The 24,422-nt window shown below is 68.7% G+C and carries 28 protein-coding genes; 14 read left to right on the top strand and 14 right to left on the bottom strand.

Going from position 1 to position 24,422, the window contains the following annotated elements; genetic code table 11:
• Window positions 1–172: 172 nt before the first annotated feature.
• Window positions 173–1,216 carry an LLM class flavin-dependent oxidoreductase gene (locus tag ACJH5R_RS16200; RefSeq protein ID WP_406782357.1) on the bottom strand — a complete coding sequence of 348 codons (1,044 nt, stop codon included), beginning with the start codon at window positions 1,214–1,216 and terminating at the stop codon, window positions 173–175.
• 92 nt (window positions 1,217–1,308) lie between these two features.
• Between ACJH5R_RS16200 and ACJH5R_RS16195 the strand changes: the two genes are divergently transcribed.
• Complete coding sequence (locus tag ACJH5R_RS16195; protein ID WP_406782356.1) at window positions 1,309–2,010, top strand: class I SAM-dependent methyltransferase; 702 nt, start codon at window positions 1,309–1,311, stop codon at window positions 2,008–2,010.
• Window positions 2,011–2,026: 16 nt separating this feature from the next.
• Entirely contained in the window at window positions 2,027–2,779 is a 753-nt protein-coding gene (locus ACJH5R_RS16190; RefSeq protein ID WP_406782355.1) for an SOS response-associated peptidase, read from the top strand.
• Here ACJH5R_RS16190 and ACJH5R_RS16185 read toward each other — a convergent pair.
• Together ACJH5R_RS16185 and ACJH5R_RS16180 are read right to left on the bottom strand one after the other, a co-directional pair.
• A complete protein-coding gene (locus ACJH5R_RS16185; RefSeq protein ID WP_406758161.1) occupies window positions 2,776–4,050 on the bottom strand; it encodes a PPE family protein, SVP subgroup in 1,275 nt (424 codons plus the stop codon). The genes ACJH5R_RS16190 and ACJH5R_RS16185 overlap by 4 nt on opposite strands.
• 4 nt (window positions 4,051–4,054) lie before the next feature.
• A complete protein-coding gene (locus tag ACJH5R_RS16180) occupies window positions 4,055–5,395 on the bottom strand; it encodes a PPE family protein, SVP subgroup (RefSeq protein WP_406758162.1) in 1,341 nt (446 codons plus the stop codon).
• Between the two features lie 201 nt (window positions 5,396–5,596).
• On the opposite strand from ACJH5R_RS16180, the gene ACJH5R_RS16175 reads away from it, so the two are divergent.
• Together ACJH5R_RS16175 and ACJH5R_RS16170 are read left to right on the top strand one after the other, a co-directional pair.
• Complete coding sequence (locus tag ACJH5R_RS16175; protein WP_406758163.1) at window positions 5,597–6,319, top strand: response regulator transcription factor; 723 nt, start codon at window positions 5,597–5,599, stop codon at window positions 6,317–6,319.
• Window positions 6,316–7,761 carry a sensor histidine kinase gene (locus ACJH5R_RS16170; RefSeq protein WP_406782354.1) on the top strand — a complete coding sequence of 482 codons (1,446 nt, stop codon included), beginning with the start codon at window positions 6,316–6,318 and terminating at the stop codon, window positions 7,759–7,761. Before ACJH5R_RS16175 ends, ACJH5R_RS16170 begins: the two co-directional genes overlap by 4 nt.
• Here ACJH5R_RS16170 and ACJH5R_RS16165 read toward each other — a convergent pair.
• The gene (locus ACJH5R_RS16165; protein WP_406782353.1) at window positions 7,758–8,726 is read right to left on the bottom strand and encodes a dimethylarginine dimethylaminohydrolase family protein; all 969 of its coding nucleotides are present in this window, start codon (window positions 8,724–8,726) and stop codon (window positions 7,758–7,760) included. The two genes, ACJH5R_RS16170 and ACJH5R_RS16165, sit on opposite strands and share 4 nt — an antisense overlap.
• Window positions 8,727–8,746: 20 nt before the next feature.
• The gene (locus tag ACJH5R_RS16160) at window positions 8,747–9,607 is read right to left on the bottom strand and encodes an SDR family oxidoreductase (protein ID WP_406782352.1); all 861 of its coding nucleotides are present in this window, start codon (window positions 9,605–9,607) and stop codon (window positions 8,747–8,749) included.
• 262 nt (window positions 9,608–9,869) lie between these two features.
• Here ACJH5R_RS16160 and ACJH5R_RS16155 point away from each other — a divergent pair, with 262 nt between their 5' ends.
• From ACJH5R_RS16155 to ACJH5R_RS16145, 3 genes are all read left to right on the top strand, one after another.
• Entirely contained in the window at window positions 9,870–10,508 is a 639-nt protein-coding gene (locus ACJH5R_RS16155; RefSeq protein WP_406758205.1) for a TetR/AcrR family transcriptional regulator, read from the top strand.
• Between the two features lie 84 nt (window positions 10,509–10,592).
• Window positions 10,593–10,766 (top strand): CsbD family protein, encoded by a 174-nt coding sequence (locus ACJH5R_RS16150; protein WP_406758167.1) that lies wholly within the window; start codon window positions 10,593–10,595, stop codon window positions 10,764–10,766.
• A gap of 153 nt (window positions 10,767–10,919) precedes the next feature.
• Window positions 10,920–11,453 (top strand): anti-sigma factor antagonist, encoded by a 534-nt coding sequence (locus ACJH5R_RS16145; RefSeq protein WP_406758168.1) that lies wholly within the window; start codon window positions 10,920–10,922, stop codon window positions 11,451–11,453.
• 16 nt (window positions 11,454–11,469) lie between these two features.
• Here ACJH5R_RS16145 and ACJH5R_RS16140 read toward each other — a convergent pair whose 3' ends face one another.
• A complete protein-coding gene (locus ACJH5R_RS16140) occupies window positions 11,470–11,967 on the bottom strand; it encodes an aminoacyl-tRNA deacylase (RefSeq protein ID WP_406758169.1) in 498 nt (165 codons plus the stop codon).
• A 203-nt stretch (window positions 11,968–12,170) separates the two neighbouring features.
• On the opposite strand from ACJH5R_RS16140, the gene ACJH5R_RS16135 reads away from it, so the two are divergent.
• Together ACJH5R_RS16135 and rsrA are read left to right on the top strand one after the other, a co-directional pair.
• Window positions 12,171–12,839, top strand: a complete 669-nt coding sequence (locus ACJH5R_RS16135) for a sigma-70 family RNA polymerase sigma factor (protein ID WP_406782479.1) — start codon at window positions 12,171–12,173, stop codon at window positions 12,837–12,839.
• A complete protein-coding gene (gene rsrA, locus ACJH5R_RS16130; RefSeq protein ID WP_406758170.1) occupies window positions 12,836–13,135 on the top strand; it encodes a mycothiol system anti-sigma-R factor in 300 nt (99 codons plus the stop codon). Before ACJH5R_RS16135 ends, rsrA begins: the two co-directional genes overlap by 4 nt.
• Before the next feature lie 153 nt (window positions 13,136–13,288).
• On the opposite strand, the gene ACJH5R_RS16125 is transcribed toward rsrA, so the two are convergent.
• Both ACJH5R_RS16125 and ACJH5R_RS16120 read right to left on the bottom strand, forming a co-directional pair.
• Window positions 13,289–13,363, bottom strand: a complete 75-nt coding sequence (locus ACJH5R_RS16125; protein ID WP_011728008.1) for a 50S ribosomal protein bL37 — start codon at window positions 13,361–13,363, stop codon at window positions 13,289–13,291.
• Between the two features lie 115 nt (window positions 13,364–13,478).
• Window positions 13,479–13,952 carry a hypothetical protein gene (locus tag ACJH5R_RS16120; protein WP_406758171.1) on the bottom strand — a complete coding sequence of 158 codons (474 nt, stop codon included), beginning with the start codon at window positions 13,950–13,952 and terminating at the stop codon, window positions 13,479–13,481.
• Between the two features lie 263 nt (window positions 13,953–14,215).
• On the opposite strand from ACJH5R_RS16120, the gene ACJH5R_RS16115 reads away from it, so the two are divergent.
• Together ACJH5R_RS16115 and ACJH5R_RS16110 are read left to right on the top strand one after the other, a co-directional pair.
• A complete protein-coding gene (locus ACJH5R_RS16115; RefSeq protein ID WP_406758207.1) occupies window positions 14,216–14,431 on the top strand; it encodes a biotin/lipoyl-binding carrier protein in 216 nt (71 codons plus the stop codon).
• 32 nt (window positions 14,432–14,463) lie between these two features.
• Entirely contained in the window at window positions 14,464–15,960 is a 1,497-nt protein-coding gene (locus tag ACJH5R_RS16110) for a sensor histidine kinase (RefSeq protein WP_406758172.1), read from the top strand.
• 67 nt (window positions 15,961–16,027) lie between these two features.
• On the opposite strand, the gene ACJH5R_RS16105 is transcribed toward ACJH5R_RS16110, so the two are convergent.
• Complete coding sequence (locus tag ACJH5R_RS16105; RefSeq protein WP_024443658.1) at window positions 16,028–16,282, bottom strand: WhiB family transcriptional regulator; 255 nt, start codon at window positions 16,280–16,282, stop codon at window positions 16,028–16,030.
• Window positions 16,283–16,535: 253 nt separating this feature from the next.
• Window positions 16,536–17,501, bottom strand: coding sequence for a diacylglycerol/lipid kinase family protein (locus ACJH5R_RS16100; protein ID WP_406782351.1), 966 nt, complete (start codon window positions 17,499–17,501; stop codon window positions 16,536–16,538).
• Between the two features lie 13 nt (window positions 17,502–17,514).
• Here ACJH5R_RS16100 and ACJH5R_RS16095 point away from each other — a divergent pair, with 13 nt between their 5' ends.
• Window positions 17,515–17,949 carry a hypothetical protein gene (locus tag ACJH5R_RS16095; protein ID WP_406782350.1) on the top strand — a complete coding sequence of 145 codons (435 nt, stop codon included), beginning with the start codon at window positions 17,515–17,517 and terminating at the stop codon, window positions 17,947–17,949.
• On the opposite strand, the gene ACJH5R_RS16090 is transcribed toward ACJH5R_RS16095, so the two are convergent.
• Together ACJH5R_RS16090 and ACJH5R_RS16085 are read right to left on the bottom strand one after the other, a co-directional pair.
• A complete protein-coding gene (locus tag ACJH5R_RS16090; protein WP_406782478.1) occupies window positions 17,909–18,967 on the bottom strand; it encodes an isochorismate synthase MenF in 1,059 nt (352 codons plus the stop codon). The genes ACJH5R_RS16095 and ACJH5R_RS16090 overlap by 41 nt on opposite strands.
• 59 nt (window positions 18,968–19,026) lie before the next feature.
• Entirely contained in the window at window positions 19,027–19,623 is a 597-nt protein-coding gene (locus tag ACJH5R_RS16085; RefSeq protein WP_406782349.1) for an acid phosphatase, read from the bottom strand.
• Window positions 19,624–19,701: 78 nt separating this feature from the next.
• On the opposite strand from ACJH5R_RS16085, the gene ACJH5R_RS16080 reads away from it, so the two are divergent.
• On the top strand, window positions 19,702–20,502 hold the full coding sequence (locus ACJH5R_RS16080; protein ID WP_406782348.1) for a ParA family protein: 801 nt from the start codon (window positions 19,702–19,704) through the stop codon (window positions 20,500–20,502).
• A gap of 126 nt (window positions 20,503–20,628) precedes the next feature.
• Here the strand turns inward: ACJH5R_RS16080 and ACJH5R_RS16075 are convergent, their stop codons facing one another.
• Complete coding sequence (locus tag ACJH5R_RS16075) at window positions 20,629–21,864, bottom strand: hypothetical protein (RefSeq protein WP_406758177.1); 1,236 nt, start codon at window positions 21,862–21,864, stop codon at window positions 20,629–20,631.
• A 14-nt stretch (window positions 21,865–21,878) separates the two neighbouring features.
• The gene (locus ACJH5R_RS16070; protein ID WP_406758209.1) at window positions 21,879–23,381 is read right to left on the bottom strand and encodes a DEAD/DEAH box helicase; all 1,503 of its coding nucleotides are present in this window, start codon (window positions 23,379–23,381) and stop codon (window positions 21,879–21,881) included.
• Window positions 23,382–23,648: 267 nt separating this feature from the next.
• Here ACJH5R_RS16070 and ACJH5R_RS16065 point away from each other — a divergent pair, with 267 nt between their 5' ends.
• Window positions 23,649–24,344 (top strand): ferritin-like fold-containing protein, encoded by a 696-nt coding sequence (locus ACJH5R_RS16065; protein WP_406758178.1) that lies wholly within the window; start codon window positions 23,649–23,651, stop codon window positions 24,342–24,344.
• Window positions 24,345–24,422: the final 78 nt, after the last annotated feature.

The following is a 24,422-nucleotide window of genomic DNA, read 5'->3' as shown; positions in this document are numbered from 1 at the left end:
GGATCGCGTACGCCCTTGAGCGCAGACCCGACGCTATGCGATCCGACGCCCGACACACAGCCACGAAGGGGACTTTTCGGAGACTGTCAGCAGTTGTTCATTGACAGTTGGAAAAGGCACCCGAAACATTCACCGAGCAGCCCTCTGGCGTTGGTTTGCCTTCACCCATTGTTCACTTTGTCGACGCGGCGTCAGCTAACAGACGGAGCGTGGATTCACGCCCCGGCGCGCTGGCAGGAGCGCTGCCTCGACGGGCGGAGGCGACCGGATTGAGCATCAACTCGTCCACCCCGAAGCGGTCGGCCACTTCCTTCAGTTGGGTGAGCGCTTCGGATGGCGTACCGACCACGGCGCGCTCGAGTTCGCCCTGCGCGAGGAGGTGCTGTTGCGGCGTGAGCGCCGACTGCTTGGCGTCTTCGACCAGTTCTAGGCGTCCCGGTGGTTGCCCGGTAGCGGTCCGGGCCTGTAGCCGCAGGTACGGAAGAATCAAAGCCGTTGCCTCGTCGTGTGTTTCGGCAACCACAGTGTTGACGGTCAGGAACGCGGTCGGCTCGGCGGCAAGCTCGCTCGGGACGAATTGTGACCGGTAGCACGCCAGTGCCTCATCGGTGTGCTCGCCGAACAGGTGATGGCCGAATACGTAGGGGAGTCCCTTGGCTGCGGCGATTTGGGCGGACTGCATCGAGGAGCCCAGCACGAACACCCGTGGCCTCGTAAGCGCGTGGGGTGTCGACCGCAGGACATAGGTCTGTTCTGCCAGTTGCACCGACACGCCTGCGGTGCCCAGCAGGGCGATCACGTCGGCGAGATTGTCGGGGAATTCGTCGATGTCGCGATCACCGCGGCCGGTCGCACCGCGCAGCACCGCTGATGCCACCGGATCGGCGCCTGCGGCGCGTCCGATGCCCAGGTCGATGCGGCCAGGATGGGCGGCCTCCAGCAGGGCGAACTGCTCGGCCACTGCCAGCGGCGCGTGATTGGGCAGCATGACCCCACCCGAGCCCACGCGGATGCGCGAGGTCGCGGCGGCGATCATCGCGGTCAGCACCGCCGGGCTGGTCGCCGCTACCGAGGGAATGTTGTGGTGCTCGGCGACCCAATAGCGGGCGTAATCGAGGCTCTCGGCGAGCTGCGCGAGTCGCATCGTTGCCGCCAGCGCGTCTGAGGTGGACTGGTCGGTGCGGACCGGCGTGAGATCGAGGACGGAGAGGCGCACAGCGGCGATCTTGCCATCACTAGGACGTCTGTCGCCGTTCGTACACCGCGCGTTCTGATTTCGTTAACCCGGCTCACGCACAGTTGTGGGCGATGAACAGCGATACTGGGCCCCCGGAGCCGTGGGAGATCGGCCGTCCGCAGCCGGTGGTGCAGCAACTGGTGGCTTGCGGAGCGCTGCGCGGAGAAGTCCTCGACCCCGGAACCGGCTCGGGTCACCACGCGATTCATTATGCGGCCCATGGCTATTCGACGACCGGTCTCGATCATTCCCCGGCCGCCGTCGCGGTTGCGCGACGCAACGCCGCTCAAGCCGGTGTGTCCGTGGACTTCCAAGTGGCCGACGCGGTCGAACTCGTCGGGTTCGACGGTCGGTTCGACACGGTGGTCGACAGCGCGTTCTACCACCTGTTTCAGGACGACGAAGAAACCCAATTGCGCTATGCGCGCAACCTGCATCGGGCGACCAAGCCGCAAGCCCGGCTGTTCATGTTCGAAGCCGGACGCCACAACGTCAACGGTTGGCAGTTGGACGGGTTGTCGCCCGAGCGCTTCGGTCCGCTGCTCGAATCCGCCGGGTGGCGTATCGACCACATCGGGACCACGACCTATCAGGGCACTTTCGCGCCGAACGCCTTCACCGACATGATCGCGGTGATGGAGGCGATGGGCCGCGAGGACCTGCTGGCAGGAGTCCGCGCCCTGGCCGAGCGCTTCGCGTACCTGCAACCGCTGCTCGAAGACAACCTGGTGCACATGCCGTTCTGGGCGGTCACCGCCACCCGGATCGATTAGCTGTCACCATGAAGGTATGTGCGGGCGTTTCGCGGTAACCACCGATCCGGCGTTGCTGGCCACGCGCATCGACGCGATCAACGAGATTCCGGCCAGCGCTGACGTTGGCCCGAACTACAACGTGGCGCCTACCGACGGCGTCGCGACTCTGGTCAGCCGGCACAGCGAGCCACATGCACCCCGCGACCAGCCGTCGCGGCGGTTACGGCTGATGCGCTGGGGACTGGTGCCGCCGTGGACGAAGGCCGGTCCCGACGGTGCGCCGGCGCCCGGCGGCCCCGTGATGATCAACGCTCGTGCCGACAAGGTCACTACCTCACCGGCGTACTCCGCGGCCGCGGAACGGCGGCGCTGCCTGGTGCCGATGGACGGCTACTACGAATGGCGCGCGGCGGGGGTTCAGAGCACCCGCAAGACACCGTTCTACATCCATGGCGACGGCGAGATGCTGTTTGCGGCCGGCTTGTGGTCGGTCTGGCGACCCAACCGGCTCTCCGATGCGGTACTCAGCGTCGCGATCATCACCACCGCGGCCGTCGGTGAACTCGCCGACATTCATGACCGGATGCCTTTGCTGTTGCCCGAGATTCATTGGGACTCCTGGCTGGATCCGGACGCTGCGATCGACACCACGCTGCTGTCGCGCCCCCCGGACCCGGCCGGGATTGCGGTGCGTGAGGTCTCGACGCTGGTCAACAGCGTGCGGAACAACTCACCCGAGCTGATCGCGCCGGTCGAGCCGCAACCCGAGCAGGGCTACCTGCTCTAGCCTCCGACCAGACTGCGCTTCTGGGTCGCGTACTCCTCGTCGGTGAGTATCCCCGCATTGCGCAGCTCGGCCAGCTCCCGCAGTTCGATGTCGGCGCCCATCAACAGCCCGAACGCTGAGGGCGTGGGCAACTCCGGCAGGTCGTTGGGCGGCGGCACCGGCGGCGGGGCGACGGTAGCGGCCGTGGGGATGCGCAGGCCCCGGGTGGCTCCCGCCCCGGCCCTTCCGGCCACGCCGGCTGCGGCCATCCCCACCGCGGGGATCACCGTCTCGCCGGCGGCCACGGCCGGGACGGCGGACGTCGCGGCGACCGTACCGACGGATGCCAGCGACATGCCGATCTGCGGAGCCGCCACCGCCGGTGCGGCCGACGCCCAGGCCAGCGGAACCGACAGGCCGCTGATCGACGTCGCCGAGGCAAGGTTGGCCGAGATCGGCAGCGCGCCGGCCATCGCAGCCCGCAGCAACTCCTGGCCCACCTCGGCGGCGCCCATCGCGTCGAACAGGAACGTGCCGAGCGCGTCGACACCGAACGTGCCCATCGAGTCCACAACCAGCTCGACGCCGGCGATGCCGACCTCCATGGCGGGCTCGCTGATCAAGATCGCGTCGGCGCCGATGGCCTCGGCCAGGGCAGACGAGGACTCCAGCGCATGGGTGAGTCCGGTGACGACGCCCTCGCCGTGGCCCTCCGAGGTGGTGGCGGCCGCATGCATGACGGCCGCTGACTGCGCGGACGCGGCGGCGGAGTTGGTGGTGCGCGGTGGTTGCCGGAACGGGGCCAGCCTGCTGGCGGCGGCGGCACCGGCGGCGTAGCCGTACATAGCGGTGGCGTCCTGGGCCCACATCTCGTAGTAGTGGGCCTCGGTGGCCGCGATCGCGGGAGTGTTCTGGCCGAGAAAGTTGGTCGCGACCAAGGTCATCAGCAGGCTGCGGTTGGCGGCGATGACCGGCGGCGGCACGGTCATGGCGAAAGCGGACTCGTAGGCGGCGGTGGCGGAGCGGGCCGCTATGGCGGTCTCCTCGGCCTGGATCGCGGCGGTGTGCAGCCACTGGGCGTACGGTGCTGCCGCGGCGGTCATCGCCCGCGCGCTCGGGCCTGCCCAGCCGGCGCCCAGTTCGGTGAGCACCGACGTGTAGGCCAGGCCCGCGCTGTGCAGCTCTGCCCCCAGGGCGTCCCAGGACGACGCCGCGGCCAGCAAGGGGCCGGCGCCCGCGCCGGAGTACATCCGGGCGGAGTTGACTTCCGGTGGCAACAGTGCGAAATCCATGGTGCTACCGGCCGAGGAGGCGCCGCTTCTCCTGGGTGAACTCTTCGTCGGTGAGGATTCCCGCATCGCGCAGATCGGCCAGCTCGCGCAGCTCGCCGGAGATCCGCGTGATCGGTCCGCTCAACGGCCGTACCGGCGGCTTTTCCGGCTTCTCGGCTTGGTCGCGCAGCTTGACCATGGCGCGAGGCGCCCGTTTGGGGGTTGCCTTCGCCTTCGTGGTGGCCCCGCGACCCCGCCCGACGCCGGCGGTGGCCCGTCCGGCCAGTCCGGCGGCGCCGATGGCGGCCAGCGGTAGCGCGCTGGCCCCGGCCGCAGCGGTCGGGAGCGCGCCCTGCGCGGCGGTCGCCAACGCGCCACCAACCTGCTGGATCACCGTGGTCGTTGGCGCCGCGGTCGCCCAGGACTGCGGGACCGACAGGCCGCTGAGGGTGGCTGCCTCGCCCACCTCTGCGGTCACCGGCGTGACCGCACTGGCCAGGGCCATCTCCGGCAGAAGTTCGCTCTCGATCTCGCCGACCCCGATCAGGTCGATACCGAAGGTGCCGGCCGCGTCCACGCCGAAGGTGCCGGCCGAGTCGATGACAAACGTGCCGAACAGGCTGGAGGCCAGCGCCAGGTAGGACGCCGCCAACCCGGGTTCCATCGCCGCCGCCGAACCGATCGAGCTCGTCAGCGCCGCATTCGATCCCGCCGCCGCCGACCCCGGTGCGCCGAGGCCCTGCAGGGCTTGCGTGACCGCGGAGACCGCGGTATCAGCGTGGCTGCCTGCCGCGGTGGCGGTGGACTGGCCGACCGCGCCGGCCTGATTCGCCGCCCCGCCGGGGTTGGTGGTGCGCGGGGGCTGGGTGAACGGGACCAGCCTGGTGGCGGCGGCGGAGCTGGTGGCGTAGCCATACATGGCGGTGGCGTCCTGGGCCCACATTTCGTAGTACTGGGCGTCGGTGGCCGCGATGGCAGCAGTGTTCTGCCCCAGGTAGTTGGAGGCCAGCAGGGACGTCATCTGGGTCCGGTTGGTGGTGACTACCGGGGGAGGGACGGTCATGGCGAACGCCGCGTCGTAGGCGGCGGCGGCGGACCGGGCCGCCGCGGCGGTGTGTTCGGCCTGGGCGGCAGTGGCGTGCATCCACTGGGCGTACGGCGCCGCGGCGGCGGCCATCGCGGTGGCGCTGGGGCCGGCCCAGTCGGCGGTCAGCTCGTCGATCATCGAGTCGTAAGCCAGGCCCACGCTGTTCAGTTCGGCGGCCAGCGTGCTCCAGGCGGAGGCGGCGGCCAGCAACGGCTGTGCACCCGCCCCCGAATACATCCGCATCGAATTGACCTCTGGTGGCAGCATTGCGAAATCCATTGTCAGACAGTCCTGTTGGTAGTAGGCGTCATCATGCCTCCTGAATTTCCCCGGTTCGCGCCGGTGCGAAGGGCGCGGGGCGCACTCGGTCGCCGTGACCGTAGCGAGCCAACTTGAAGTGAACCTGAAGAACGCGATGGCGGGCGAAAGCCGCGCCGCCGGGATCTCCCCATCGCGGCGTGACGGTGTTATCAATGGACCATGGCCGATTCCCGGTCCGCCGACCGCCGCGGCGGCACCCCCTTCAGTGTGGGGACGCCGCGGGTGCTGGTTGTGGAGGACTCCGAGACCATTCGCGAGATGGTCAGTGAGGCGCTGGCCGATGCCGGCTACCTCACCGACACCCAGCGCGACGGGCACGGTCTGGAGGAGGTGCTCGACGGCTTCCGGCCGGATCTGGTGGTACTCGACGTCATGCTGCCGGGGCGCGACGGCTTCGCGCTGATGGACGTGATCCTGCGCTGGGGCGAGGTGGGGGTGGTGTTGCTCACCGCGCGCGACGGCTTACCCGACCGGCTTCGCGGTCTTGACAGCGGCGCGGACGACTACGTGGTCAAGCCGTTCGAGCTGGCCGAGCTGGTGTCGCGCGTCGGTGCGGTGCTACGCCGACGGGGACGGCTGCCGGCGGCCGTGCAGTTCGGGGATCTGATGGTCGATGTCGACGCCGGAGTGGCCGCCCGTTCAGGCACCCCGCTGGGCTTGACCGCCACCGAGCTGCGGGTGCTGGTCTACCTCGTGGAACAACGCGGCCGCATCGTCAGCAGTGCACAGATCCTCAACGCGGTGTGGGGTTATGAGGCCTACGACCCCAACCTGGTGCAGGTCCACATCAGCGGGCTGAGGCAGAAGCTCGAGGTGCACGGACCGCGGATCCTGCATACGGTGCGCGGGATCGGATACCGGCTGGAACTTTCGGCTTCATGACCGCCACCCCCTCGCTGCGGCGCCGGCTGACGGTGATGGTGCTGGCGTTGCTGGTCATGCTGATGCTGGCCATGGGGTTGGTGATCAATGCCACGTTGACCGCGTTGGCAACACGCAGCGTGCACGAACGACTCGCGGCGGCTACCGCGCGGGCGGATTCCTTGGTGGCGCTGGGGATCTCGGCTGAGCAGATGTCGGAGCAACTCAACGGCGGCATCATCGCCGCGCTGGTCGTCACTGCCGACGGCACCAGCTACGGCGACCCGGCGATCGAGCCCGACGCGACCACCGGGTCCAAGATTCCGGCCCCGCCGCTGGAGCCCGATGACACCGCGACGGTCCTGGTGCATCCGTTGGCCAACGGCGACCGGGTGATCCTGGTCGCCGACACCACCGAGTCCGACGAGACGCTGCGCAGATTGCGGCGCTTGATGATCGAGGCCGGCGTGGGGACTCTGCTTCTCGCGTCGACTCTGCTGGCCGGTGCGAGTCGTGCTCTGCTCGCGCCGCTGGACCGTCTCACCGACCTCGCCCGCGACATCACCACCGGGGACCGGGGCCGGCGACTGCGCCCCGACCGCCCCAAGACCGAACTTGGCCGGGCGGCAGAAGCTTTCGATGACATGCTCGACGAGTTGGAGGACTCCGAGAAGCGAGCGCAGCGCGCCGCGCAAGGGGCACAGCGCGCCGAGGCCGCGGTCCGGCGTTTTCTCGCCGACGCCGCTCATGAACTGCGCACCCCGATAGCGGGAATGCAGGCCGCCGCCGAGCAGATTGCCGGAAACGTCAGCGCGCAGGTCGGCCCGTCGATCGGCGAAGAGGCGATCGAACCCGAAGTGCTGCGCCAGCATCGTCGCGCCAGCCTGTTGTTGACCGAAGCGCGGCGGGCCACCCGGCTGGTCACCGACATGCTGGATCTGAGCTATATCGATGCGGGATTGCCGTTGGAGCTCAAGGACGCCGACCTGGTCGGCATCGTCGACACCCAACTGGATCGGGCAGCGCTGCTTGCCCCGCAACTGCGGATCGGGCGCACGGGCCTGGACTCCGTAGCAGTCCGGGTCGACCCCACGCGGGTGGCGCAGATTCTGTCCAACCTGCTCGACAACGCGCGCCGCTACACCCCGCCGGGCGGGCAGATCAACGTCGACGTCGCTCAACACGGCGGTGCTGTCGCGGTGGTCGTCACCGACACCGGCATCGGTGTTCGTAGCGAGGATGCCGAGCGGATCTTCGATCGGCTGGTGCGCCTGGACAGCGCCCGCGGCCGCGACCACGGTGGTGCTGGACTGGGGCTGCCGATCGCGCGGGCGCTGGCCCTCGCGCACGGCGGGACGCTGACCTGCGCTCCCCAGGACGGGGGCGCCTGCTTCAGGCTGGTCATCCCGGGGCGGCCCGGCGAGCCGCTGCTCCCCGAGGTCGCGCCGCGGGGCGTGGGCTAGGGGCGTCGCAGCAATGGCTGGGTGCTGCATCGGAACGCGCCGCCCAGCGACCGGCTGATTCCGAACTCGACATACTCGGCGGTGACGCCATGGTGTTCCAGTTGCTCACCGATCCAACCGAAGACCGGATCGGTGACATAGACGTCGGGGGAGATCGGCAAACCGTTGGTGGCCAGATCCTTGGTCTGCGAAGGCGAAACCGGAATCCGCTCCCAGGATTTCAGCGCGGCCGGGACCCCGTCGAGCAACGCCTCTTCGCAGACGACCAACAACCCGTCGCGGATCAAACCGAGCGCGCAATCCAAGTGCAAGATGTCGGGGGCCAAACGGACGACCTCAACGGTGTAGCCCCGCGGGGCGAGCAATTTGTCCAGCCAGCGCGCACCGAGCGCATTCGACGCCAGCCCCGATGTCCCCACAAAAACATGCTTGTCGAGCACCAGCACGTCGCCGCCCTCCAGGAACGGCCCGGGCCCCAGCGTCGCGTCGCCGTCGTCGGCGATCTCGGGAGCCGGAACGGCGACATAGTCACACGGCGCCGGATACACCCGCTCGAGTAGGACGTCGCGGACCGGCAAGACCTCCCGGCGGCGGTGCCGAAACCGAAGTGATCCCTCGATCACGACGTCTCCGATGGTGAAAAACGGGTCGCGCACAAAGAAATTGGCGTATCCGTCGGAGCCGGCTGCGGTCTTCTCGGCCGCGGTCAACATCCGCGGACGTAGCACTTCGACACCGTAGCGGTGCAATACCGCCTCGAAGTTGCGTCGTTCCTGCAGCCACAGTTGCTGCCGCTGCGGGCAAGCTGTACCGAAATCCTCTCCGGCGGAGATCGTTTCGTTCGATCCCGAGGGAAGAAATTCCAGTTCGGCGTCCGGGATGTCTTGCGGCAGTGCCAGTTCGGACTGGGCGAGCACCACGGTGTGCAGCGGCGCAAACTCGCTTTCGACGAAGACCTCGGTCACTGGCGCCTCACCATGCGGAACTAGGACTGCACGTACCCCGGTGGGTTGACGGTGTCGACCCACAGGTCCACGCCCAGGTCGCTGCCGGGCACGCAGTCATAGACCGACAGGTCGGTGACACCGGAGTCCACCAGCACGTCTTCGCACAGCAGCGAGTTGCCGGTGTATTCGGTGGCCGGCTTGGTCACGATGGCGTAGGCGGCATCGGCGTAGACGTCGGGCGTGCGGGCTCGCGCCATCGCTTCGTCGCCGCCGAGCAGGTTCTGCACCGCGGCGGTCGCGATCAGGGTACGCGGCCACAGCGTGTTGGACGCGATCCCGTGCGAGCGCAGCTCTTCGGCCATGCCCAGTGCGCACAGGGTCATCCCGAATTTGGCCATCATGTACGCGGTGGGCTTGAGCCATTGGGGCTCCAGCCGGATCGGCGGGGACAGCGTCAGGATGTGCGGGTTCTCGCGGCCGATCATGTGCGGAATGCAGGCCTGCGACACCGCGTAGGTACCGCGCACCTCGATGCCGTTCATCAGGTCGAAGCGCTTGAGCGGTACCTCGAGGATCGAACCGAGGTTGATCGCCGAGGCGTTGTTCACGCAGATGTCGATGCCGCCGAACCGCTCGACCGTCGCGGCCACCGCACCTGCCACGGAGTCTCCGTCACGGATGTCACCGACGATCGGCAGCGCCTGTCCGCCGGCCTCTTCGATCTCGGCGGCCGCGGTGTAGATGGTGCCGTCGAGCTTCGGATGGGGTTCGGCGGTCTTGGCGATCAGCGCGATGTTGGCGCCGTCGGCCGCGGCCCGCTTGGCGATCGCCAGGCCGATGCCACGGCTGGCACCCGAAATGAACATGGTTTTCCCGGAGAGCGGGCCTGTGTTGGGCATGGCTGTCAGCCTATGCCGTGGAGGTCTGCTGCGGGTGGCCGGCGCTCAACGCCGGACCGTTTGCGGTGGCCCGGCACTTTCACATCTGACAACCGGCTTACGACGTAAACTGAGGCACCAATCGCCACCGACATGCGGATCGGGTGATCTTCGTGTCGGAGCACTGAGAAGGGGTGGTCTGGTGGATGGCGGGGTGGACGCTGCGGCCACGGGCGACGGCCTGCGCTCGTCGCCGCAGTTGAGCCGTGACGGGATCCTGGAAATGGCCATCGACTTCATTGACCGCCAGGGCCTGTCGAAATTGACGATGCGCGCCTTGGGTGCGGCCTGCGGCGTCGAGGCGATGGCGCTCTACCGCTACGTGCACGGCCGCGGCGACCTGCTCAGCGGCGTGGTCGACCACATCATCGATCGGCTCTACGCCGATCAACTCGCGGCGCGGCGCCAGGAAGACGGCTGGCAGGACTACCTCATGCGGCTGGCTCACGGCGTACGACAGATCGCCCTTGATCATCCGGAGGTCTTTCCGCTGGTCGCCACCCAAGCGCCGGAGGCGCCGTGGGTTCGGCCCCCGCTGCGCAGCCTGCGCTGGATGGAAAGTTTCCTCGACACGCTGATCTCGTACGGATTCGACGACGGCGCCGCGGTGGCGGCCTACCGCTCCTACACCACATTCCTGATCGGTCACCTGCTGTTGGAAGTGTCCGCGCGCGGCGCCGCACTGCACCCGGACGAGGTCCTGCTCGATGACGGTGGCGAGCGGGCGGGGCGCAATCTGACCGACTACCCGCACCTGCGGCGCCTGCAGCCGATGTTGTCGCAGGATCGCAGCACCGCCGAGTTCGAAGAGGCACTGGAAGCCATGCTGGATCGACTGGAACTGCTGCTCGCCCAACGCTGAGGCAATCGGCGCCTTCTGGGGTTTACGTTGTAAACATCGGGGTATGTCTCGTGGTGCAACGTCACATGAGGGAGGAGCTTCACGATGGGACTGGCAGACAAGGCCAAGAACGCCGCACAGGACGTCGCGGGCAAGGCCAAGGAAGCCGCCGGCAAGGTCACCGGCGATGACGGCCTGAGGAACGAGGGCAAGGCCGACCAGGGGAAGTCCAGCCTGAAGAAGGCCGGCGAGAACATCAAGGACGCCTTCAAGGACTGACTGGCGCAAACGCCGCCCCGTGCGCTGACTACGGCGCGCGGGGCGGCGGCGCATTCGTGGGGTGACCCCGGGCCGCGAGGGCTCGCGGACACCGCCCTGGGGGTCTGCCCGCCCCGGTTTACAACGTAAACAAACCGGCGTAGCTTCGACCCCATGCTGTCCGGTTTACGGCGTAAACTCACCCGCTGCGCGGTTTGGCGCCGCACCTCGGCCGCCTCGGAGGGGGCGGCAGTAGCTGGCGCCACCGCATTGGTGGTCGGCGGCTTTCGCGGGGATAGGGCGTTCGTCGCCCAGGAGGGCCCTGCGGAAGACCAGCTGCACGTCCTGCTGGAGCGCCGCGGCTCGGCGCTGCTGGTCCGTGCGGGTGGCAGCATCGACGCGTCCAACGTCACCGTCTGGCGCCGCCTGGTCGGCGAGGCGGCCGAGGTCGCGACCGCGCCCGGACCGTTGATCATCGATACCAGTGGACTGGAGTTCATGGGAATCTGCGCCTTCGCGGTGCTGGTAGAGGCATCGGTCGGCTGCCGCCGGCGCGGTATCAGGCTTTGCCTGGTCAGCGATCAGCAGATCGTCGCCCGGGTGGTGGCCGCCGCGGGTATCGATGCCGCATTGTCGTTCGCCGCGACCGTCGACGACGTCCTCGGTGACGCCCCCCGCGACGAACCCGGTTCGGTTCTGGAGGGCTGAACGGCTGACGGCCCGGTCAGGGAGCCTGAATGTCGGCGGTGACCGCACCGGTCAACCGGATCAGGTCCGCGGGCGCCACCGCTACGTCCCAGCCGCGTTGGCCCGCGCTGCACAGCACCCGGTCGAAATCCAGCGCCGAGGCGTCCACCGCCGTCGGCAGTGCCTTGCGCTGCCCGAAGGGCGAGATCCCGCCCAGCACATAACCGGTCGCCCGTTGTGCCGCCGCCGGGTCGGCCATGGTGGCCTTGGGCACCCCGAGTGCGGCGGCGACTGCCTTCAGTGACAGCTTCGCCGGCACCGGTAGCACCGCCACCGCCAGACCGTGCGGGACGGTGATGACCAGCGTCTTGAAGATCTGCTCGGGCCGCACGCCGTCCGGCCCCTCGGCCGCGAGCTGCTCGACGGCTTCGGCGCCGAAGGCGTGCTGGTCCGGCTCGTGCCGGTAACGCAGCACCTCGTGGGGCACCTGCGCGGCGATCAGGGCCGCGATAGCTCGGGTTGCCGCGCGACTCACCGCGCCAGGATACGGGCCGGAAATAGCGCCATGGCCGACGCTGTTGAGTAAGGCAGTTCGTGTGGTCGCTGCGCCAAGTCGTCGATCACGGCCCTAGGATCGGAAAGGAGTCGCCGATGTCAACGGCGATCGGTCTGCTGGAACGCAAGCTATCGGCTGGGCCGGTTGCGGGCACCGCGACAGAAGGGACAGCGGCGATCGAGATGGCTGACGGCGAGAGTGCGTCCGGTACCGGAACCGAAGCTTCGGCAGAAGCCAAGGCCCCGGTGCGTTCCGATGAGACCGACGAGCAGCTGACCGCTCGGTTCGAACGCGACGCGATTCCCATGCTCGACCAGCTCTATGGCGGTGCGTTGCGCATGACGCGCAATCCTGCCGATGCCGAGGATCTGCTGCAGGAGACCATGGTCAAGGCCTATGCCGGGTTCCGTTCGTTTCGGGAGGGCACCAACCTCAAGGCGTGGCTGTACCGCATCCTGACCAACACCTACATCAACAGCTACCGCAAGAAGCAACGCACGCCTGCCGAGTACCCGACCGACGAGATCACCGATTGGCAGCTGGCGGCCACCGCCGAACATTCGTCGACGGGGCTGCGCTCGGCGGAGGTGGAGGCCTTGGAGTCGCTGCCCGACACCGAGATCAAAGAGGCGCTGCAGCAGCTTCCCGAAGAGTTCCGGATGGCGGTGTACTACGCCGACGTCGAAGGGTTCCCCTACAAGGAGATCGCCGAGATCATGGATACGCCGATCGGCACGGTGATGTCGCGCCTGCACCGCGGTAGACGACAGTTGCGCGGTCTGTTGGCCGACGTCGCCCGCGACCGTGGATTCATTCGCGATGGCCAGGCTCCCGAGGAGGTGTCGTCGTGACCGAGCGCTCGCGAGACTGCAACACCTCGCCGGCCGGGGGCGGGTCCGACGCCGACTGCTCGGAGGTGATCGCCGAGGTATGGACGCTGCTGGACGGCGAGTGCACGGCCGAGACCAAGGCCAAGCTGCGCCAGCACCTCGAGGAATGCCCGGGCTGTCTGCGGCACTACGGGGTCGAGGAACGGATCAAGACGCTGATCGCCAGCAAATGCAGTGGTGACAAGGCTCCGCGGCGGCTCTATGAGCGGGTGCGGCTGGAGATCAGTCGGACCACGATCATCCACCGCGAGGGCTAAGGCGATCGCAAGCGCGGCGGAGCCGGGCGAAGCGGGTCGCCGTCGCGGCATAGATCTAAAAAGACCCAGACTTGGGCGCTAACCGAAGCAAGCCCGGCCTGCGGCCGGGCTTGCGATCAGCTGTGCTGGCGATCAGCGAACTGGACCTACGCTCTAGGCGTTGGGTCGCTTGCCGTGGTTGGCTTTGCTGTGCTTGCGATCGCGCTTCTTGCGGCCACGTTTTGCCATGATTGGCCCTCCTAGCAGGTATACCGGCTGACCAGTCTCTCATGCCGCCGGGTGTGACGCGGTGGCGGGGCCTCCCGTCGGCCCCGCCACCGCAGCCACCGCGCCTGTATTCGCCTCAGTGAAAGGTCCGCGCACCCGCCAGGGTCTGCGGCACGAGTGCCGGCGGGGTCGGCGGGGCCGGCGGGGTTTCGAGCGCGGGACCCGCGGACATGGGCGCACCGGGCGGCGTCAGCGAGCTGACGTCGGTCGGCATGATCGAACCCACCCCTGGCACCACCTTGTTGAGCATGCCGTTGAGTACCTGCAGGAAGGAGTTCGCGGCGTTCACACCGGCCGCGGAGCTTCCGGCGGCGGGGCCGGGCATGCCGAGCGGGGTGGGGGCGCCCAGCGGCGTGGGCACGCCGAGCGGGCTGGGGGCGCCCACGGGAGCCGGGGTGCCGAGCGGGGCCGGAATCGGCATGGGGTCATCGACCAGCGTCGGGGCAGCTTTGGCAGACGCAACGCCGAATCCGAGCGTGGCCAGCGTCATCGCGCCGGCGCAGACCAACGTCAGCCGGACTCGTGGCTGGGCAAAACGGTTTACAGACAACGCGCTACTCCTCAAGTTCGATCTCGACTTGTGCCGCGTCACGGCGATTTCGTCACGCGTTCAAAACACTCGAGTAACGGTGCTATGCAATTGTCACAGGAGAAACACGACACGATCACGGATCGAACTCTCTACGTCCTCTTATTTATCTTGGAGTTCGCTTACCCGAGCGCCCTGCCCGACGGGCTGAGGCGGTTGTGGTTCGATAGGGCCTAGCTTTTTGGATGTACGTAATCGTCGACTGGGTGATGAACGAGGTGAAGATGGCCGAGGACGTTCGCGCGGAGATCGTGGCCAGCGTGCTCGAAGTCGTGGTCCGCGAGGGCGACGAGATCAACGAGGGCGACACCGTGGTGCTGCTGGAGTCGATGAAGATGGAGATCCCGGTGCTGGCCGAGGCCGCGGGCACCGTCAGCAAGGTAGCCGTGCAGGTCGGTGACGTGATCCAGGCCGGCGATCTCATCGCCGTGATCAGCTGATCGCAGCCGGTGTGAACGGCGCAACCTAGCCGATGTCCACACTCGGTGACCTGCTCGCCGAACACACCGTTTTGCCCGGCAGTGCGGTGGACCACCTGCATGCCGTGGTCGGGGAGTGGCAACTGCTGGCGGACCTGTCGTTCGCCGACTACCTGATGTGGGTTCGTCGTGACCCGGACGCCGACGGCGCATTGGTGTGCGTGGCGCAATGTCGGCCCAATACCGCGCCCACGGTGCTGCTCAGTGACGCCGTCGGCACCGTCGTGGTCCCGGAATGGATGCCGCTGGCGGTTGCGGCGTTCGATTCCGGGACGATTTGGCGCGAAGGCTCGGAAGGCTCTGCCGGACAACGCAATATGGAAGCGGTGCCGGTCCGGCACGGCGGCCGTATCGTGGCCGTGCTCACCCACCAGACCGCGTTGACGGGTGGGCGCGAATCCAGCCGGTTGGAAGCGGCGTACCTGGACTGCGCCGCCGACCTGGTGCACATGCTCTCCGAAGGCACCTTCCCCGACGTCGGCGACATCGCGGTGTCGCGCTCGAGTCCGCGGGTGGGCGATGGCTTCATCCGGTTGGCCGTGGACGGCACCGTCCGCTACGCCAGCCCGAACGCGGTGTCGGCCTACCACCGCATGGGGCTGGCCGCCGAGCTGGCCGGTCACGACCTGGTCGCGATCACCCGGCCGCTGATCTCGGACCCGTTCGAGGCGCACGAGCTGGCCGAACATGTGCGTGAGTCACTGTCGGGCGGATCGAGCATGCGGTTCGAGGTCGACGCGGCCGGGGCGGTGGTGCTGCTGCGTACCCTGCCGCTGATCGTGCATGGCCAGCCGGCGGGGGCGGCGGTGCTGGTTCGCGACGTCACCGAGGTGAAGCGCCGCGATCGCGCGCTGCTCTCGAAGGACGCGACCATTCGAGAGATCCATCATCGGGTGAAGAACAATCTGCAGACCGTGGCGGCGCTGCTGCGCCTGCAGGCCCGCCGCACAGCCAGCACCGAAGGCCGCGAGGCGCTGCTGGAGTCGGTGCGGCGGGTGTCGTCGATCGCCTTGGTCCACGAAGCGCTGTCGATGTCGGTCGACGAGGTGGTGAACCTCGACAAGGTGATCGACCGGATCCTGCCGATGATGAACGACGTTGCCAGCGTGGATATCCCGATCCACGTCGCCCGGATCGGATCGATCGGTTCGCTGGACGCCGACCGGGCCACCGCGTTGATCATGGTGATCACCGAACTGGTGCAGAACGCGATCGAGCATGCCTTTGAGGCAGAGGCGGACCGCCGTGCCGTGACCATTCGAGCCGAGCGCTCGGCACGTTGGCTCGACGTCGTGGTCCACGACGACGGTCACGGGTTGCCGGAGGGGTTCCGGCTGGAAACCTCCGACCGGCTCGGGCTGCAGATCGTCAACACACTGGTGTCGGCGGAGCTCAACGGCTCGCTGACCGCTCGAGACGCACCGGGCGGCGGGACCGAGATGGTGCTGCGCATTCCGGTCGGCGGTCGCCGCCTGCGCCAGGCGTTGTGAAATCGGGCCCGACACAAAACGACGCGGCCCCGACCAAGTCGGGGCCGCGTCGTTGTCTGTCTGAGGGTCAGACCCCGCTGCGCGCCCGGGTACGGGCGTTGCGGCGCTTGAGCGCACGACGCTCGTCCTCGCTCATGCCGCCCCACACACCGGCGTCCTGGCCGGTCTCCAGCGCCCAGGTCAGGCACTCGGTGACCACCGAGCAACGGGTGCAGACCTGCTTAGCGGAAGCAATCTGAGCGAGAGCCGGCCCGCTGTTTCCCACCGGGAAGAACAGCTCCGGGTCCTCGTCGCGACAGACCGCCTTGTGGCGCCAATCCATAGGTCTCCAACTCCTTACTTTGGGCGCAGCGGAGTGCGCTAGTGCTTTTCGGCTGTTATAAGCGGCGCAAGAAATGATTACGGCTTGCTCCGATCGCTCGATCGTGTCACAGCCTGGACAGATGTCAAGGGTGCGCTTTATCACGTGGCCCAGGTCACGTTTGCGAGGGGCTGCTCCCAGCATGCCCTCGCGGGTGTACTACAGTGGGCTTAACTGTGCGCTCATCGAGCGATTTGAGCGCTATCTCCGCAGGTCAGCGGGATTTCTCCACCAGGGGCGCGACGACGCTCAGGGCGTCGGGTACTGCGCGGAACGTCATCGTGCTACGCAGCCCCAGATATTCGCCATCGATCTGAGTCGCTATCGGTGTGTCGCCCGCATCCACCCGCAATGCGGCCACGTCGTCGTCGCGGATGAGCTGTTTGGCGCGCAGCTTCGGCCGTTTCGACAGCATCTGCCGCACTAGCCTCAGCGTGGGTAGAACCTTCATGCTGGTGGTCGCGAACACGCCCATGCCCGCCTCGAAGGTGGTGTCGGGGTTGGTCCACACGCATCGCTCGTCGGCGTAGGTCCACGGCGCGCAGTTCGAGACGAACACGAAATGCACCCCTTCGACCGGTGGGTCGTCGCCCAGTTGCAGGGTCAACGTCGGCGCGCGACGGGTGGTGGCCAGCACCGCGGGGACCGCCGCGCGGATATAGCGCAGCGGGGTGACGGCGTTGCCCTTCTCGCGTTCGGCTTCCACCGCGGCCACCACCTCGCCGTCGACCCCCATACCGGCGTTGAGGACCGACCACCGCTCGCCGCAGTCGATGAGACCGATCCGGCGCCACGTGGGGCGGCCCCCAGGGGGGTTGATCAACTCGATGAGCTGGTTGGTCGCGGCGATCGGGTCGGCTGCGATGCCCAGCGAACGGGCGAACACGTTGGCCGACCCGCCGGGCACCACCGCCACCGCGGGCAGGTGCGCCGGAGGTGGCGAGCCGGGGGTGCCGAGCAGGCCATTGACCACACCATGCACGGTCCCGTCGCCGCCATGCGCGATGACCAGGTCGATGCCGTCGCGGCACGCGGCCTGGCTGATCTCGATCGCATGGCCGCGATAGTCGGTGTGCACCACGGTCAGGTCCAGGCGGCTCTTCAGCGCGTGGGCAAGTAGGTCTCGGCCCGCCGGCGTGGTGGACGTGGCATTGGGGTTGACGATCAGCACGGCACGCACGGGATACGAGTCTATGGGCATCGAGGATGTGGGACCGGGTGGTTACGCTGGCGGCGTGAAAGCCGTCGCTGACTCACCGCGCGCTGTATGGGGTGCGGGCCTGATCGTCGCAGTGCAGGGCGTGGCCGCGCTGGCGGTCGCGGCGGTGTTGGTGCTGCGGGCATTTGCCGGCGCGGACCAGCACGACGCGAATGGCTACGGTACTGCGGCATGGTTCGCCTTCGTCGGTGCCGCCGTCTCGGCAGCCGGTTGGGCGCTGCTGCGGGGCCGGCGGGTTGGGCGCGGCATAGCGGTGTTCGCCAATCTGCTGCTGCTGCCGGTCGCCTGGTACCTGGGGGTGGGCTCACACCGCTGGGGCTACGGCGTGGCGGTCGGCGCGGCGGCCGTGGCGGTGTTGGCGGCGTTGTTCAGTCCGGCGGCGCTGCGCTGGGCGGAACGGCGCCCATAGCCGACAGGATCGTGTGGAACTTCGTCACGGTTTCGGCCAGTTCCTCATCCGGGTCGGATTCGGCGACGATCCCGCCGCCGGCATGGGCCAGGGCTGATCGGCGGTCGGCGGACAGTTGCGCGCAGCGGATCGACACCACCCAGCGGCCGTCACCGCCGGCGTCGCACCAGCCGACCGCCCCGGCGTAAAAGCCCCGGTCGCCCTCCAGTTCGGTGATCAGGTCGACCGCAGCGGCGGTCGGAACCCCGCCGACCGCAGCCGTCGGGTGCAGAGCCAGCGCCAAATCCAGTGCAGTGATGGAGGTGTCGCGCAGCCGGCCGGTGATCGGGGTGTTCAGGTGCCATACCGCGGAGGTGCTGCTGAGCTGCGGCGCCGGCGCGATGTCGAGTTCGGTGCACAGTGGCTCGAGTGCGGCACGCAGCTGGTCGACGACCAGCTGATGCTCGTGGCGGTTCTTGCCGGACTCGGCCAGTGCGGCGCCGTTGGCCGCGTCAACGGCGCGGTCCGGTGAGCGCGGCGCCGAGCCGGCGAAGGGCCGGCAGGTGACCCGGTCGCCGTCGCGGGCGACCAACAGCTCCGGGCTGGCGCCGACCAGGACGGAGCCGGCGTAGGCCGGCCCGGCCGCACTCAGGTCGACCAGATAGCCGTAGCCGCTCGGGTCGGCGGCGACCAACCGGTGCAGGAGTGTGTCGGCGTCCAGCGGGGCATCGGCGGCCAGGCGCAGCCCGCGGGCCAACACCACTTTGTGCAGGGATCCGTGCGGTGCGGTCAGTTCGTCGAGGGCTCGGCGGATCCGGGCGCGGTGCTCGTCGGGCTGCGGAATCTGCGCGACAACGTGGACCGCCGGCAGCGCGGCGCCACGCGCGGGCGGCAGCTCCTCGTCGCGTCGCACCCCGCGTGGGACGAACAGCGCCGCGGCGGAATTCGGGCGGAAAGGCAACGCGCCCACCACAATCGATGCTTCGCCGCTGGACAATGCGGCCTGGGCGGCGGCGACATCGGCGAACCCGGTTGTCATCGTGTCGGCCGACAGCGTCCCAGCGGGTCCGGACAGCACGAACGTCGGTATCGGCAACCTCAGGCTCCCGGTCCGGTCAACCCGAGTGCGACGAGCTGGCGTACCCCGTGTTCGAAGCCGCAGACGGCCAGCGACGCCACGGCCATCCCGAACCGCGCTCCATCGGCCAACGGCAGCTCGAGCCAGCGGGTGATCACCGCCCGGGAGAAGTGGCCGTGACCGACGAACACCACATCACGCGAGGCGAGCTGCCGCAGCGCCAACGCAACCATCCGGTCGGCGCGGTCGCTGACCTGCGCCACCGACTCACCGCCGGCGCTGCCGTGCGTCCAGATCAGCCAGTCGGATTCGGACTGGCGAATCTGTGCGGTGGTCAGCCCTTCGTAGCGCCCGTAGTCCCACTCGGCGAGGTCGCCAGAGATCTCATCGACGTGCAGTCCGGCCAGCTCGGCGGTCATCTGGGTGCGGCGGCGCGGACTGCAGATCACCAGCGGGTTGTCCAGCGCAAGCTTGGTCAGCGTCGCTCGGGCGGCGACGGCCTGGCGCCGCCCCACCTCGGTCAACTCCAGATCGGTGCGTCCAGTGTGCCGACCACTTTGGGACCACTCGGTTTCGCCGTGACGCAGCAGCAGAAGTCGGTGCTCCTCGATCCCCACGCCCGTCGATTCTGCCCGACGGCGGACACCGACCGGCGTTTGGTGCTCCCGCGGGGCAAGCCGTGCCAGTATGTCGGTGTGACGGGGATGCGGATCTTGGCGGTTGCCAACCAGAAAGGCGGCGTGGCCAAGACCACGACGGTGGCGTCGCTGGGTGCGGCGATGGCCGAGCTGGGCCGGCGGGTGCTGCTGGTCGACCTCGACCCGCAGGGCTGTCTGACCTTCTCGCTGGGGCACGACCCCGACAAGCTGCCGGTATCGGTGCACGAAGTGCTGCTCGGTGAGGTGGAACCCAACACCGCGCTGGTGCCGACCGACGAGGGGATGACCCTGCTGCCGGCCAACATCGACCTGGCCGGTGCCGAGGCGATGCTGCTGATGCGGGCCGGCCGCGAATACGCCCTGCAGCGGTCGCTGGCCAAGCTGGAAGACGAGTTCGATGTGGTGGTCATCGACTGCCCGCCGTCACTGGGTGTGCTGACCCTCAATGGTCTGACCGCGGCCGGCGAGGTGATCGTGCCGCTGCAATGCGAGACTCTGGCGCACCGAGGTGTCGGCCAGTTCCTGCGCACCGTCTCCGACGTCCAGCAGATCACCAACCCCAAGCTGCGTCTGCTGGGCGCGCTGCCGACGCTCTACGACTCGCGCACCACCCATAGTCGCGACGTGTTGCTCGACATCGCCGACCGTTACGAGCTGCCGGTGCTGGCCCCGCCGATCCCGCGTACGGTGCGTTTCGCCGAGGCCAGCGCATCGGGCGCGTCGGTGATCGCGGGGCGCAAGAACAAGGGCGCGCAGGCCTATCGGCAGCTGGCCGAGGCGTTGCTCAAGTACTGGAAGAACGGCAAGACGCTGCCCACGTTCACCCCCGAGGTCTAGCGCCCTTTCGCGCGAGCGTGCCGCCCTTTCGCGCGAGCGTGCGCGTCTGTACGGCGACACGCCGGTTGGCGGCGTACGACTATGCACCCTCGCGCCGGCGGAGCTGGGCGAAGCGGGTCGCCGCCATCAGCCCAGCGCGACGACGGTGTCGCCGCGCTGCTCCAGCACGGTCGGACCCGACACCGCCGGAAACACCGTCGAGACCCCGGGTGGACGACCGACCGGGATGATCCGTTCGGCAGTGCCGGTGTTCTGGTCGAAAACGCCGACCCCGTCGGTCACCGGGATCAGCAGGCGGCCGGCCATCGCCGCCGCCGGCCCCAGCGGAACCGCGGCTCCCGAGCGCGGGATGGTGTAGCGGTAGGTCAGGGTTCCGGAGTCGAACACCATCACGGCATCGCCGGTCCACCAGCAGATCAGCCCGGTGGGCCGCGACACCGGCAGTGCGGCGCTGTCGGGGGAGGGCTTGGCGGGCAGCAGCGTCTTGGCGATCGTGCTGCCGGTCTGGTCGACGACCTCCACCCGGGGCTGTGGGGTCGGCAGATAGATCGCGGTGTTGGCGCCGGCGTCCGAGTCGGTCACCGCAAGCACCCGTGCGCCGGAGTCGGCTGTCACTCCGCGCTCGGCGATGTGCTGGGTCTCCGGCTCGTCTTCTTCCTTGCCCGCGCGCAGCAGGGTCAGTTGCAGGTCTGTCTGGCCCGGGCAGGCTTCCAACACCGAGACCGCCGAGGAGGCTGCCGCCGCCGAGACCAGGGTGCAGCCCTGGCCGCGGCCGCGTGCCGACGGCTTCACCCGGGCGTCGATCTCCCCGTAGGACAGCACGCGGACCAGGTCCGAACGCCACAGTTCCAGGCGGGTGGAGCCGACGGAGAGCACCGAACTGCCTTCGGAGGTGACCCGCACGGTCCGGTCGGCGTAGCTGGTTCGGGCCGGTCCGCGCAGGCCGTCCGCGGCGACGACTGAGCTCACCTGACCGCAGCCGCGGGCATCGGGGTAGACCGCGACCGCATACCGGTAGATCCAGGAGACCCCGCACAGGTCGACGTCGCGCGAATAGCTCCAGCGCTCCTCCCCGGTGGCCGGGTCGCGCCCGCTCATCTTCGGGCCCTCGCCGGTGATCACCGTGCCGGAGACCAGCACCGGTGCCCAGGTGGCCGGACTGGACGTCGTCCACAGTTGAGACAACGCTGCCGGCACCATCGCCGCCGATGGGGGATTGGTCGCCGAGTCCGATGCGGGCCGGCTGATCGTGGTGCGGGCGTCACTGGTCCACCAGATGACCACCCCGACAACGACGACCACGACCGCGATCACCGCCGCCGCGACCAGATCGCCGGAGGTGCGCCGCTCGGGTCGCACCATCTGGGCGGCCTAGCTCAGCTGCCGTTCGCGGCAGCGGCCGCGGCCTTGTTCGGACGCCGACGGCGGCGACGACGCGGGGCACTGGGCCCGGTGGCGTCGGAGGAGGGGGCGGTGCCGGTCTCACCCGTCTCGACGGTCGGCAGGGCGCCGTCGGCCGCGCCCGCCTGACCGCCCCCGCGGGTGCGCCGCCGCGACCTGGTGGTGTTGCGGGGTGCCCGCTGTCGGTCGGCGGCCGTCTCGCGGGTCTCGCCTTCGGGCCGCTTGGCCGGTGACCGGCGCGCCTGGCCGATGGAGCTGCCGGCGTCGGTGGGAATGTTCAGCTCGGTGAACAGGTGCGGAGAGCTGGAGTAGGTCTCCGCCGGGTCCGGGCAGCACAGGTTGAGCGCCTTGTCGATCAGGGTCCAGCGAGCCAGCTCGTCCCAGTCGACCAAGGTGACGGCGACACCGGTCTTGCCGGCGCGGCCGGTGCGGCCGATGCGGTGCACATAGGTCTTCTCGTCGTCGGGGCACTGGTAGTTGATGACGTGCGTGACGTCGTCGATGTCGATGCCGCGGGCGGCCACATCGGTGGCCACCAGCACGTCGATGTCGCCGGTGCGGAACGCCTTGAGTGCCTTCTCGCGAGCCACCTGGTTGAGGTCGCCATGCACCGCACCGACCTTGAACCCGCGCTCACCCAGGTCGTCGGCGACCTTCTGGGCGGTCCGCTTGGTGCGGGTGAAGATCATCGTGGCGCCGCGGCCACGGGCCTGCAACACCCGCGCCACCAATTCGGCCTTGTCCAGCGCGTGCGCCCGGTAGACGAACTGCTCGGTGGCGTCGTGCACCGCCGACGAGTGCGGCGCCTCGGCGCGGATGTGGGTGGGCTGGTTCATGAAGCTGCGGGCCAGCGTGATGATCGGGCCGGGCATGGTCGCCGAGAACAGCATGGATTGCCGGTCGTCGGGGATGCGGGCCAGGATGCGCTCGATGTCGGGCAAAAAGCCCAGGTCCAGCATTTCGTCGGCCTCGTCGAGCACCAGCACGGCCAAGCCGCCCAGCTGCAGGTGTCCCTGCTGGGCCAGGTCGAGCAGCCGGCCCGGGGTGCCGACCACCACGTCGGCGCCGGCCTTCAGTGCTTCGATCTGCGGTTCGTAGGGCCGGCCGCCGTAGATGGCCTGCACCGACAGCGGACGGTCGCCGGCGGTCAGGTACTTGGCCGCGTCAGCCAGGTCGCCGGAGACCTGGATGCACAGCTCACGGGTGGGCACCACGACCAACGCGCGGGGCGCACCGGTCAGCGGTCGGTCCGGGCTGGTGGTGACCCGCTGCAGCAGCGGGATGCCGAAACCGTAGGTCTTGCCCATGCCGGTGCGGGCCTGGCCGATCAGGTCGTCGCCGGCCAGGGCCAGCGGCAGCGTCAGCTCCTGGATCGCGAAGGCGTGCTCGATACCGTCCTCGGCAAGTGCGCGGACGATCTCGTCGCGAACGCCCAGTTCGGCGAAGCTCGGAGGGGTGGTGGGGACGGTGGTGGAGATCAGTGGGGTCATGCGCGGGCAGATGCCTTTCGAAGTTGGCGCGGTATGTCAGTCGATCGCGGTGCGGGTCGGGGCGCACACACTGCGACGGTCGATACTTTGCCCATCATTCGAAGGCACCGCCGGGGGCCCTGCACTCGCCTAGTAGGCGGGCCAACCGCGTGTACGCACATTGCGCGGCAGCGCCGAATAGGCACTGCCTGGGGCTCATACTACCTGGTCGGGCCGGGCATCGGTCCACCGCCGCGGAACGCCTACAGTGTGGTGATGAATTCGGTTCCCTCCGCCGACGCGGAAGCGCAGACTTCCCCGCCGCGGCTGTCCGCCGATCATCCCGGTGTCAACGAGCTTTTCGCGGTCCTGGCCTACGGCGAGGTGGCCGCGTTCTACCGGCTCACCGACGAAGCCCGGATGGCGCCCGATCTGCGTGGCCGGATCTCGATGGCGGCGATGGCGGCCGCGGAGATGGGCCACTTCGAACTGCTCCGCGAAGCGCTTGAGCGCCGCGGTGTCGACGCGGTCGCGGCAATGTCGAAATACGCTAACGCCCTTGACAATTACCACCGGTTGACGATGCCGAGCACCTGGCTGGAGGCATTGGTCAAGACCTACATCGGCGACGCGATGGCCGCCGACTTCTACCTGCAGATCGCCGACGGGCTGCCCGACGAGGTGGGCGACGTGGTGCGTGCGGTGCTCGCCGAGACCAAGCACTCGCAGTTCGTCGTCGACGAGGTGCGCGGCGCGGTCACGGCCAGCACCAAACAACGCAGCCGGCTGGCGTTGTGGTCGCGCCGCCTGCTCGGTGAGGCGATCACCCAGGCCCAGTACGTGTTGGCCGACCGCGACGAACTCGTCGACCTGGTGGTATCCGGGGCGGCCGGGCTGGCCCAGCTGGCCGGGTTCTTCGACCGTCTCCAACACACCCACGACGAACGCATGCGCGAGCTGGGGTTGGCCTAGCTGTACTGCCCAGGCAGGTTGGTTGAGAAAGTGTGACGACACGCTGTAAGAGTCGTTGATGGGTGAAGGTCTCCTGCC

The sequence above is a fragment of the Mycobacterium sp. SMC-19 genome (assembly GCF_045310815.1).
Taxonomy (GTDB): Bacteria; Actinomycetota; Actinomycetes; order Mycobacteriales; family Mycobacteriaceae; genus Mycobacterium.
This window is presented reverse-complemented; position numbering and strand designations above follow the sequence as displayed.